The sequence below is a fragment of the Thiohalobacter sp. COW1 genome (assembly GCF_016629505.1).
Lineage (GTDB): Bacteria > Pseudomonadota > Gammaproteobacteria > Thiohalobacterales > Thiohalobacteraceae > Thiohalobacter > Thiohalobacter thiocyanaticus_A.
Genome location: NZ_AP024239.1, coordinates 29,922 through 41,403, shown reverse-complemented (window position 1 = coordinate 41,403; position 11,482 = coordinate 29,922). Strand labels below are relative to the sequence as shown.

Genomic DNA, 11,482 nt, shown 5'->3' with positions numbered 1-11,482 from the left:
GGGTATCGCAGGGCTAGCCAGCAGACCGATCATCACTACTCATCCCCATCAGCGGCCAGGCTCCGTCGCAGCAGTTCGCATACGTGGCGTGCCAACACCTCGGGGTTGTCCTGGCGGGGCCGGTGTCCTGGCATAAACTTGCGAGTTGTACCGGCCTGGAAATGGAATATCACCAAGCCAAAGATCGACATCGCAAATAGGTGGGCATCTTGATGCGGGTACAGTTCGCTGGCGAGATCATGGACGGCAACGAACATGTCCCTGAATACCTGTTTGGCCAAGGTGCTCTGACGCGCTTCGTCGGTGTCCAACAGCACCCACTGCATCAGCCGCAGAAAGTCCTTATCCATGGCCATCATCCGGGCGAGCTCGGCAACAAAACGCTCAAGCCGCTCCAACGGAGGTCCGTTGCCGGCCAGCATGTCTTTCAGCGCGGCCTCTCTTTCTCTGAATTCGTACCCCACCGCATCCAGATAGAGCTGATCCTTGTCGGAGAAGTGGTAGTAAAGCGCCGCTTGGGTAAAGCCGACGGCGGCAGCAACATCGCGCATCGAAACGCCGTCATAGCCGCGTTGGGCAAATAGAGGCACCGATAACTCAAGAATCTCTTCCCGCGTTTTTCGCTTGGGAATGGTCTTGATCGCCTGTCTGCTCATGTATGCTTTCCACCAGGTAACTTAACGAACGTTTAGTATAGATAATGACTCTTGGCGATGTAAATTGCCTGCCGAAGATAGAGGTGATCGAGATCTGACATAAGCGGAGTCGAACCCGGCGGCCGATCTGAGGCACTTGGCCGATGCCGACGACGCCAACAGGAGTAAGTATCCCCCGGCAGAGCCGGGGGCTTTAGTTTGTGAGCCGCTCAAAGCGGCTGTTCGGGGTCGCTGACGCGGCCCCGTATCCGTTCGGGCCACCGTTCGGTGGCCCACACTTAGCGCCACAGATCTATCTGATCGAGGCGTTTGTCTTCCTCCTCCTGGTGACGGTGCGTATTCCGAGCGAGCGTGACCGCTCATTCCGACGGAACGTGACCGCGGATTCCGACGAAGGCGAAGAATCGGTCACGATGTCGGAATGGCCGGTCACGATGCCTCGGAATCACCCGGCAGTGCGCTGGAATTCTCCTAACCAATGCGGCATACCCCACCCCTTTTGGGGAGAGGGCGATGCCGACCAAGAGGATTCCAATGCGAAAGATCCGAGATGTACTACGCCTGCGCCATGAGGCGGGGCTGAGCTACGAAAAAATCGCCCGAGCGGTCGGGGTCTCCAAGGGCGCCGTCGCCAAGTATCTGAGCCTGAGTCAAGCCCAGGGACTGAGCTGGCCTCTGCCGGAGGACCTCGACGATACGGCCCTGGAGCGGCAGCTGTTTCCGGTCGCCGAGACGCCGGTGCGCCTGGTCGAACCGGATTTCCCCACCATCCACCAGGAACTCAAACGCAAGGGCGTGACCCTGCAACTGCAGTGGTCCGAGTACGCCACCACCCACGGCGAGCGCGCCTATCGTTACAGCCGCTACTGCAACCTGTATCGGGACTGGGCCGGTCGGCAGAAGCGCAGCATGCGCCAGCTTCATCAGGCCGGAGAGAAGCTGTTCATCGACTACTGCGGGCCGACCGTCAAGGTGGTCGACCCGACCAGCGGCGAGATCCGCCACGCGCAGGTCTTCGTCGCCGTGCTCGGCGCCTCCAGCTACACCTACGCCGAGGCGACCTGGACGCAGGGGCTGCCTGACTGGATCGCCTCCCACCAGCGCGCCTTCGCCTTCTTCGGCGGGGTCCCGGCGCTGCTGGTCCCGGACAACCTGCGCAGCGCCGTCAGCCACCCCTGCCGCTACGCCCCGGAGCCCAACGAGACCTACCAGGAGCTGGCCCGCCTATGGCACGGCCATCCTCCCGGCCAGGCCCTACAAGCCCCAGGACAAGGCCAAGGCCGAGGTCGGTGTCCAAGTGGTCGAGCGGTGGATCCTGGCGCGCCTGCGCCACCACACCTTCCTGTCGCTGGACCAGCTCAATGCCGCCATCGCCAAGCTGCTGGTCGAGCTGAACGAGCGCCCCTTCCAGAAGCTGCCCGGCTCGCGCCAGAGCGCCTTCGAATCGCTCGACCGCCTGGCCCTGAAGCCGCTACCGGCGAGTGCCTACGACTACGCCGAGTGGAAGCAGGCCAAGGCCGGGATCGACTACCACGTCGAGGTCGGTCATCACTACTACAGCGTCCCCCATCGCCTGGTCGGCCAGCGCCTGGACGTGCGCGCCAGCACCGCCCTGGTGGAGGTCTTCCACAAGGGCACCCGCGTGGCCAGCCATCCCCGCAAGCCCAAGGGCGGCTTCACTACGAATCCCGAGCACATGCCCAAGTCCCACCAGCGCCATCAGAGCTGGACCCCGGGGCGCTTCATGAACTGGGCCGCCGACATCGGCCCCTGCACCCTGGAGGTGGTCAAGCGCCAGCTCACCGAGCGGCCCCACCCCGAGCACGGCTACCGCGCCTGCCTGGGGCTGTTAAACCTGGCCAAGCGCTTCACCCGGCCCCGGTTGGAGGATGCCTGCGAACGGGCCTTGGCCCTTGGCTCACCGAGCTACCGCAGCATCCACTCCATCCTCGACCATGGCCTCGACCGCCAGCCTCAGCCCTCGGCAACGGCCGAGCCGGGCGAGCTGCCCGTCCACGCCAACGTCCGCGGTCCCGGCTACTACCACTGACTTCGAGAGGAACCCACATCATGGCCCATCAACACACCATCGAACGCCTGCGCACCCTGCGCCTGACCGGCATGGCCGAAGCGCTCACCCATCAACTGGCCCAGCCGGAGATTGGCCAACTCTCCTTCGAGGAACGCCTCGCCCTGCTAGTCGATGAGGAGCTGCTTTACCGCGACAACCGCCGCCTGGCGCGCCTACTCAAGGCCGCCAAGCTGCGCCAGAGCGCCTGTGTCGAGGAGATCGACTACCGCCATCCCCGCGGCATCGACCGCTCCTACTTGACCAGCCTGACCCATGGACACTGGATCGAACGTAAGCAGAACCTGTGCATCACTGGCCCGACCGGTACAGGGAAGACCTGGCTGGCCTGCGCCCTTGGCAACCAAGCCTGCCGCCAAGGCCACTCGGTCCGCTACTTCCGGGTGCCAAGGCTCTTCGAGCAGCTGCGCATCGCCCACGGCGACGGCAGCTACGCCCGTCTCATGAATCAGCTGGCCAATACCGACCTGCTGATCCTCGACGACTGGGGGATCCAGAAACTCACCGCCCCGCAGCGCAACGACCTGATGGAGGTAATCGAGGATCGCAACGGGCTGTCCTCGACCCTGATCGCCAGTCAGCTACCCGTGGAGAGCTGGCACGAATACATCGGCGAGGCCACCCTCGCCGACGCCATTCTCGACCGACTGCTGCACAACGCCCACCGACTACCGCTGAAAGGAGATTCAATGCGTAAAAAGCAGCGAAAGCTTGACCCATCGTGACCGGTTGACTTACAAAAACGCCACCAGCGCGACTGCCACTTCACAGGCGGTCACGATCGTCGGAATCGACGGTCATCTTCGTCGGAATAGCCAGACGGATGTACTCCCAAATCACCGCCCCATCTCGCCCCACCGTCGATACGAAATACCCTCGGGCCCAGAAATGCTGTCCAACGAAATTCCGTTTCCTTTCTCCGTAGACACGCGCCAAATGAATCGCGCTCTTGCCCTTGATATAGCCCGATCACCTGCGACACCACGTACTTCGTCGGATGCAGGCTGAATGTAAGTGACAGGTACACTACCCATGTCAGCACCACGAGTGGTATCGCTGCTTTCTTCGCATAATAGTAGACAAAAGGGGTCATCACTCATTTGAGTGGGTTGAATCACCGATTTCCCACCTGAGCCGGGTATAGGTCAAGACCACCGAGATGGAAGTAGATCGCATTGCGAAAGCGCTCCCGATTGCGAAATCCCCGCGCCCGACTCTTCATGCGCTGGATGCGGCTGTTGATGCTCTCGGCATGGCCATTGTGAACCTTCAAGACGACAGCGTTGATGATGCCCCACAAGTGTGTCTTGATAGTCGCAGCCGTTTTCTTCACCGGCTCCAATTGGCTGCGCACCGCCCAGGACAGCCAGCGTGCCCAGCCCTTGGCCGCCCAGGTGCGGCTGCTGTAGTGCCACAGGCCCATGGCGAATTCCTTGATGGCCCAGGCGCGCGCCGTCTTCAGGCTACTGTCGCGCAAGGCACGGAAACGATTCTGTTGCGCGCGCGTCATGTTGGCCGGGTTGGTGAGCCAGTCATATTTGCTGCCCTTGAGGCAATCCTCACCCACTGCCAGCAGGGTGCGACGCTCCTGCCGGCGCACCTTGTCCACCGCCTCGCCCAGGTACCAAGCGTGCCCCGGCCCTCATGAAGTCGCCACGGGACATCCAAGTCACCCTGGCGACATTCGTACTCGGGGCAAGTATGCGCTTCGCGCAGCCGCGGCACGTCCTGCGGCTTCGGGCCTCCTTGAGGCCCTGGCCACAATGACTCTACGGCGACACACCTTGGCTGCTTCGCCCGCCAAGGCTCGCCTACCGCGGGCTCCTCGGCTCCTGCCTCGTTCGTTGGCAACATGAAACTTATCGAAGGCGATCTTCTCCCGTGCCTGTGGGATGTGCGCCTCGGTGGCGCTGATGTAGGCCGGCCACATGTCCATTGCTACTGCCCTGATGTTGGCCTTCTGTTCGCCGCTCAACTCGGCATAGTAAGCCGACAGGCTTTCCGTCTTGCGGTCATCTGCCACGTGCAGCACGATACCGCGTTCCTGGTCGGTCACTACGGTCACGTACTCGTGGCGCCGGGCGAAGGCGGTCTCGTCCACGCTCAGGTACTCGGGCGATTGAGTGGTGCGTCGTTTCAAACCACGCTTTACCGCGCGCTGCATCACTCTGTCGATGGCCCCCCAGCCCAGCTTCAATTGCCGCGCCACCGCCTGAATACTCGCTTCCTTCAGCCAGTCGATGACCAGTGCCTCGAACAAGGCCGTGAATCCCGAACCCGGCTCCGCCCACGGCACCGCCACCGTCACCACGCCATGCTCCGCGCACTGCACCCGCGGCACCTCCGCCTCCAGCACCGTCTTGTACTGGCAGGTATCCAGATGCCGCCATTGGCGCCGCCGACTGTCGTAGCCGGGGCTGGTGCGTCCACACTGCGGACACGTCCATGTCACGCCAGGCTCCGGCACCACGTGAACCCGAACCTCTTCCGCTCACGCAACAACTCCACATCGGCCACCTTCCACGGCGACCGCAATCCAAGAATCTGGGCGTACAAGTCTATGTCTCTCATGGCTCAACAGGCTAAGCTACCCACTCGATCCGGGGAAGAGCCGACAAAAGAACTTTCTCGCCCGCCTCCCCATCGTCGAAGATCCCGCCGTACGAGACCGTTTACCAAGGCCACTAAGCTGAACAACAAGAACACAGGTATTACCAAACGTACAGAGAAGGCCTTGCTCACCTGACATTAACAGGTTGCTGAAAAAGTCCCGAAATGACGTCCCCACCCGGAACTTTGTCCAGCCGAGCCGATCAGATCGGAGAGTTCAATATAACGGAGCCTGAAACCATGCGCGGCGCGGACACTCGGCAAGAAGGACTGTTCTCCTACGTATCGACAGAATCGCGGGTGCCCAAGAACCACCCGCTGCGCACGATACTGACGCTGGTGGATGAAGGTCTGGCCGCCCTGTCGGCGGACTTCGATGCCGCCTACTCGGAGTTCGGTCGCCCTTCCATTGCCCCGGAGAAACTGATTCGCGCCGCGCTATTGCAGGTGTTCTACAGCAACCGCAGCGAGCGGCTGCTGATGGAGCAAATCGACTACAACCTGCTGTTCCGCTGGTTCGTCGGGCTGTCGATGGATGATGAAGTCTGGGTGCCGACGGTGTTCACCCACAACCGTGACCGCCTGCTCCAGGCCGAGATCGTGCACAAGCTGTTTGCCGAGGTGCTGGGCCAGGCCCGGCGCAAGGGACTGACCAGCAGCGAGCATTTCAGCGTCGACGGCACCCTCATCGAGGCGTGGGCCTCGATGAAGAGCTTCCGCCGCAAGGATGACCCGCCACCGCCGCCCGGACCGGGACGCAACGGCGAAGTGGATTTCCGCGGCGAGACCCGCACCAACGACACCCATGAAAGCACCACCGACCCGCAGTGCCGGCTCTACCGCAAGGCAGCCGGCCAGTCCTCCAAGCTGAGCCACATGGGCCATCTGCTGATGGAAAACCGCAACGGCTTCATCGTCGCCACTACCGTCACGCCGCCCTCCGGGACGGCTGAGCGCGATGCCGCGGTGGACTTCGCCATCGATCTGTCCCATGGTGCGACGATGGGAGCTGACAAGGGCTATGACACGGCGGAGTGTGTCGACATGCTGCGCCTGCTGGGCGTGACTCCGCACGTGGCGCAGAACGACACCAACCGCCGCTCGGCCATTGATGAGCGCACTACGCGCCATCCCGGCTACGCCGTCAGCCTGCGCATCCGCAAGCTCATCGAGACCCGCTTTGGCTGGATGAAGACCATCGGCACGATACGCAAGACCAAACTGCGCGGCACCGCCTACGTCGACGACCAGATGCGCTTCAATGCGGTTGCCTTCAACCTGCTGCACCTGGCCAACCTGCTGCGTACAGCGCCGGCGTAGGCCGGCGACAGGAGCAGTCCGCCCGCTGGGCGGAAAATCCCCTGCAAAGGGGCGAAAAACATGAGGGAAACGATGCAAAATCACCGCTTGATGCGCAGGACCATGAAAAAATCGGCATGTCATGCGATGAGTGCTCGTTTCGTGTGTATTTTTTCAGCAGCCTGTTAAGGCATAGAAAGCGCCGCCTTCAAGTCCTCATGTTCAAAGGCCGAGGCCATGCGATCGATCTCGGCTTGCGACAAACCCTGTCGCGCAGCCTCTTCGCGCCAGGTTGTCACGGCCTTCCTGACCTCGGCGTTCGGGGCAATCCTCGCGAATGCTCGCCTTGTGTCTAACCAAGCCAATTGAAACTTGACGCTTACTGTCAGATCGAGTCTCAACTACTAAATAAGCGAGTCCAGATGATCGGCCCATTTCTGTAACCACTGCCTACACTCCGCCTCATACCGGTGTAAATCGTAGGTTCCTTCAATCCCCTTACGTGAATGCCCCAATACAGCTTCAGCCACTTCACTAGGACATTGCAGGCGTGACAAGCCGGTTCTGACGCTTCTGCGCAGATCATGAGGTGTCCAGGCCGGTAGATCTACCATCTTGTTGCTTTGCCTCATACGCCAGGCCTGCTCGGTTAGTTGCTTTTGCTGGATAGGCAGCCGGGTTTTCTGGGATGGGAACGGATAGTCTCCAGTGGTCAGGCGAAGAGCGGTCAAAAACTCCACCGCTTGACGGGGCAATTGCACATAGCGCTCGACCTCGGTCTTGCTCTCCCTTATGTGGAATGTCTTCTTTTCCAGGTCAATGTCTTTCCAGGCTGCATTGCAGACCTCTCCGGTACGACACCCTGTCCAGAGGGTGAATCGAAGAACATTCTTCTGTGTTGCGGTGTAATCAGCGCCGGGCAGCCATTTCAGCAACGTCGCCAATTCGGTATCAGAGAGGACTCTTTTTCCTCGTTGATGGGTAAGTTTCACCTTGGCCTGTCTGAGGCTTGCTTTGGCGAGAATTGCCGGATTTGCAAACTCATCTGAAAAATAGCCCAGACCAATCGCAAATTCGTAGGCGGCGGAAAGCTCTCTCAGTACATTGCCTGCTTGAACATTTGCCCCACGTTGAACGATTGCCATGATCATATCCACCACAGCCTTTCGCGTGACGGCATTTGCCGGCATCTCCCCCAACTTGGGAATCACATCGCCATAGAGGGTTCTGCGCGTCTCAGACTGGCCTTTCGGTTTACGTGCACCGGCGATGACCTTTCCGCTTGGCGATTTCCGGTCTTCGATATATTGGGTCAGGTAGAGTTCTACGAGCTTCTCAATCGTGAAGGCCTTCTCGACTGACTCAACCTGTCCCTGCTCCGACTCCTGGGCTTGCTCCCGTTCCTGCTGTTTCTCCTCTTTGGCCTCAGATGCCGGGCAGCGCCCCTGGCGGCGAATCTGCTTCAGTTCCTGGAGCTTCAACCTCGCTTCGGCCAGGGAGGTGTCCGGGAAGTTGCCGATTTTCACCTGAACGAGCTTTGCGGTGATCGGGCTGGTATAGCGATAGAAAAACGTCTTTAGCCCGGTAACACCGCATTTCACTCGCAACCCAATGTTTTCTCCCGTGTCGGCCTTGATCTTATCGCCCGGCTTCATCGCCTCCACTGTTCTGGAAGATAGAGGTTTGGTACCCTGTGCTGTTGCCATTGGTATCCTCTTGAATCGATGTCAGTTTGTCCGACGCAACGGAGAAAAGTGTAACTTTTCGGGTTTCAACAAAAGCTACACCAACAAAAGTTACACTTCAAGTTACACTTTTTCGTGAGATTGGCTGATATTTCGTGAGACACAATGAGACCTTAAGAGACGGAAGAAAAACTATAAATGCTTATAATTCAATAAGTAGAGCAGCATAACGGCATGAGTTCATTAGGAAAAACAGAACAACATACCCCGATGATGCAGCAGTACCTGCGCATCAAGGCCGGGCACCCCGACATCCTGGTCTTCTACCGCATGGGCGACTTCTACGAACTCTTCTATGATGACGCCCGCCGCGCCGCCGCCCTGCTCGACATCACCCTGACCCGACGCGGCCAGTCGGCCGGCGAGCCTATCCCCATGGCCGGCGTGCCGGTGCACAGCGTGGAGCAGTACCTGGGCCGGCTGCTCAAGCTGGGCGAGTCCGTGGCCATCTGCGAACAGGTCGGCGACCCGGCCAAGAGCAAGGGTCCGGTGGAGCGCAAGGTGGTGCGCATCGTTACCCCGGGCACGCTGACCGACGAGGCCCTGCTGGACGAGCGCCGCGACAACCTGCTGGCTGCCGTGGCGGTCGATGACGAGGGCGACTACGGCCTGGCCGCGCTGGACCTGGCCAGCGGCCGCTTCACGGTGCAGGAACTGGCCGGCGAGGAGGCCCTGGCCGGCGAACTGGAGCGCCTGGCGCCGAGTGAGCTGCTGCTGCCGGAGGGCGCGGCCCTGCCCGCCTGGCTGAATGATCGCCCCGGCAGCCGCCAGCGCCCGGCCTGGCTGTTCGACACCGAGGCCGCCTATCGCCGGCTGACCGAGCAGTTCGGCACCCGGGATCTCACCGGCTTCGGCTGTCAGGGCCTGCCGCTGGCGGTGGGCGCGGCCGGCTGTCTGCTGGGCTATGTGCAGGAGACCCAGCGCGCGGCCCTGCCGCATCTGCGCGGCCTGGCCCACGAACGGCGCGAGGACGCCATCATTCTGGACGCCGCCAGCCGCCGCAACCTGGAACTCGACAGCGCGCCTTCGGGCGAGCGCCGCCACACCCTGCTCGGGGTGCTGGACACCGCCGCCACCAGCATGGGCAGCCGGCTGCTGCGGCGCTGGCTGCACCGGCCGTTGCGCGACACCGCCCGCCTGCATCAGCGTCATCAGTGCGTGGACGCGCTGCTCGATAACTGCAATTACGCCGCCTACCAGGACAGCCTGCGCGGTATCAGCGACATGGAGCGTATCCTCTCGCGCGTGGCGTTGAAATCGGCGCGGCCGCGCGACCTGGCCGGGCTGCGCGACAGCCTCGGCCAGCTGCCCGCACTGCGCGAGCAGCTGCGCGCCAGCGACGATCCGCTGGTGACCGAACTGCGCCAGCGCATCGGCGAGCATCCGCAGCTGCACAAGCTGCTGCGCCGCGCCATCATCGAATCGCCGCCGGTACTGATCCGCGACGGCGGCGTCATCGCCGCCGGCTACGACAGCGAGCTGGACGAGTTGCGCGGCCTGAGCGAGCATGCCGACCAGTTTCTGCTGGAACTGGAAAACCGCGAGCGCGAACGCACCGGCATCAGCACCCTGAAGGTGCGCTACAACCGGGTGCACGGCTATTACATCGAGGTGAGCAGAGCCCAGTCCGATCAGGTCCCGGCCGACTACCAGCGCCGCCAGACGCTCAAGGGCGCCGAGCGCTACATCACCCCGGAGTTGAAGCAGTTCGAGGACAAGGTGCTGAGCGCACGCGAACGCGCCCTGGCGCGGGAGAAGGCGCTCTACGACAGCCTGCTGGAGCAGCTGTGCGAGCATCTGGCCACGCTGCAGGGCTGTGCCGAGGGCCTGGCCGAACTGGACGTGCTGGCCACCCTGGCCGAACGCGCCGATGCCCTGGACCTGCGCCGGCCCAGCCTGTCCCCCACCCCGGGCCTGTCGATCCGCGCCGGCCGCCACCCGGTGGTGGAACAGGTGATGGACAGGCCTTTCGTGCCCAACGATGTCGAGTTCGACGACGCGCGCCGGATGCTCATCATCACCGGCCCCAACATGGGCGGCAAATCCACCTTCATGCGCCAGACCGCGCTGATCGTGCTGCTGGCGCACATCGGCAGCTTCGTGCCGGCGCAAGCGGCCGTGATCGGGCCGATCGACCGCATCTTCACCCGCATCGGCGCCTCGGACGATCTGGCCGGCGGGCGCTCCACCTTCATGGTGGAGATGACCGAGACCGCCAACATCCTGCACAACGCCAGCGAGCAGAGCCTGGTACTGATGGACGAGATCGGCCGCGGCACCAGCACCTACGACGGCCTGTCGCTGGCCTGGGCCTGTGCGGCGGACCTGGCGCAGCGCATCCGCGCCTTCACCCTGTTCGCCACCCACTACTTCGAACTCACCCAGCTGCCGGAGCACTACCCCGGCATCGCCAATGTGCACCTGGACGCCATGGAACACGGCGAGCGCATCGTCTTTCTGCACGCGGTCAAGGAGGGCCCGGCCGATCGCAGCTACGGCCTGCACGTGGCCGCGCTCGCCGGCATCCCGCAGCCGGTGCTGCGCCAGGCCCGGGAGCGACTGCGCGAACTGGAAGCCCAGCCGATCGAACCGGCCACCGCCGGCGCGGCCGACGGCCCCCAGCTGGGGCTGTTCTCCACCCCGGCCGACCATCCCCTGCTGGAGGCCCTGGAGGGCATCGAGCCCGACGAGCTCACCCCGCGCCAGGCCCTGGATGTGCTGTACAAGCTCAAGGGCCTGCTGGACTGACGCCGCTGCGCCCGACCCGCCACGAAACCGTCACATCAGCCGCCGTTCTCGCGCCTCACGTCACCCCTTAACCCTCTGAAATCAATACCATTCTCCAGCCGGCTGCCTTTTCTCCCCGCATGGCACCCATTTTGCTATTCAAATAAGAAACTTAGGTGTAGGTCGGGTTGGCGCCAGCGTAACCCGACAGGTACCGCTGATGTTGTCGGATTACGCCCTTACGGGCCAACCCGACCTGCCAACTCGGACATGAGGGCCCTTGCATCAGCCGGTTTTCGGTCTCTCCGTCATCCCCGCGAAAGCGGGGATCCATGCGCGGCCGAACCGACAAACGC

At 62.3% G+C, this 11,482-nt stretch carries 7 protein-coding genes and 3 pseudogenes; 4 read left to right on the top strand and 6 right to left on the bottom strand.

From position 1 onward, the window contains the following. Positions 1 to 35 precede the first annotated feature (35 nt). Positions 36 to 656, bottom strand: a complete 621-nt coding sequence (locus COW1_RS00165; RefSeq protein WP_201344989.1) for a TetR/AcrR family transcriptional regulator — start codon at positions 654 to 656, stop codon at positions 36 to 38. A 513-nt stretch (positions 657 to 1,169) separates the two neighbouring features. Here COW1_RS00165 and istA point away from each other — a divergent pair. Both istA and istB read left to right on the top strand, forming a co-directional pair. Continuing rightward, positions 1,170 to 2,706 (top strand): annotated as a pseudogene (istA, locus tag COW1_RS00160) (IS21 family transposase). A 20-nt stretch (positions 2,707 to 2,726) separates the two neighbouring features. Next, complete coding sequence (gene istB, locus COW1_RS00155) at positions 2,727 to 3,470, top strand: IS21-like element helper ATPase IstB (protein WP_201344988.1); 744 nt, start codon at positions 2,727 to 2,729, stop codon at positions 3,468 to 3,470. A gap of 40 nt (positions 3,471 to 3,510) precedes the next feature. On the opposite strand, the pseudogene COW1_RS00150 reads toward istB, so the two are convergent. The 4 genes and pseudogenes from COW1_RS00150 to COW1_RS00130 all read right to left on the bottom strand — a co-directional run. Next, a pseudogene (locus COW1_RS00150) lies at positions 3,511 to 3,742 on the bottom strand (transposase); the annotation flags it as partial. Between the two features lie 117 nt (positions 3,743 to 3,859). Beyond that, positions 3,860 to 4,366, bottom strand: a complete 507-nt coding sequence (locus tag COW1_RS00140) for a transposase (RefSeq protein ID WP_255534327.1) — start codon at positions 4,364 to 4,366, stop codon at positions 3,860 to 3,862. 48 nt (positions 4,367 to 4,414) lie between these two features. Then, positions 4,415 to 5,197, bottom strand: coding sequence for an ISL3 family transposase (locus tag COW1_RS00135; protein ID WP_201344986.1), 783 nt, complete (start codon positions 5,195 to 5,197; stop codon positions 4,415 to 4,417). Positions 5,198 to 5,358: 161 nt separating this feature from the next. Further along, positions 5,359 to 5,463, bottom strand: a pseudogene (locus tag COW1_RS00130) (DUF4400 domain-containing protein); the annotation flags it as partial. Between the two features lie 132 nt (positions 5,464 to 5,595). Between COW1_RS00130 and COW1_RS00125 the strand changes: the two are divergent. Beyond that, positions 5,596 to 6,675 carry an IS5 family transposase gene (locus COW1_RS00125; protein ID WP_201344985.1) on the top strand — a complete coding sequence of 360 codons (1,080 nt, stop codon included), beginning with the start codon at positions 5,596 to 5,598 and terminating at the stop codon, positions 6,673 to 6,675. A 383-nt stretch (positions 6,676 to 7,058) separates the two neighbouring features. On the opposite strand, the gene COW1_RS00120 is transcribed toward COW1_RS00125, so the two are convergent. Beyond that, entirely contained in the window at positions 7,059 to 8,360 is a 1,302-nt protein-coding gene (locus COW1_RS00120) for a site-specific integrase (protein ID WP_201344984.1), read from the bottom strand. Between the two features lie 213 nt (positions 8,361 to 8,573). Here COW1_RS00120 and mutS point away from each other — a divergent pair, with 213 nt between their 5' ends. Beyond that, the gene (gene mutS / locus COW1_RS00115) at positions 8,574 to 11,147 is read left to right on the top strand and encodes a DNA mismatch repair protein MutS (protein WP_242466460.1); all 2,574 of its coding nucleotides are present in this window, start codon (positions 8,574 to 8,576) and stop codon (positions 11,145 to 11,147) included. Positions 11,148 to 11,482: the final 335 nt, after the last annotated feature.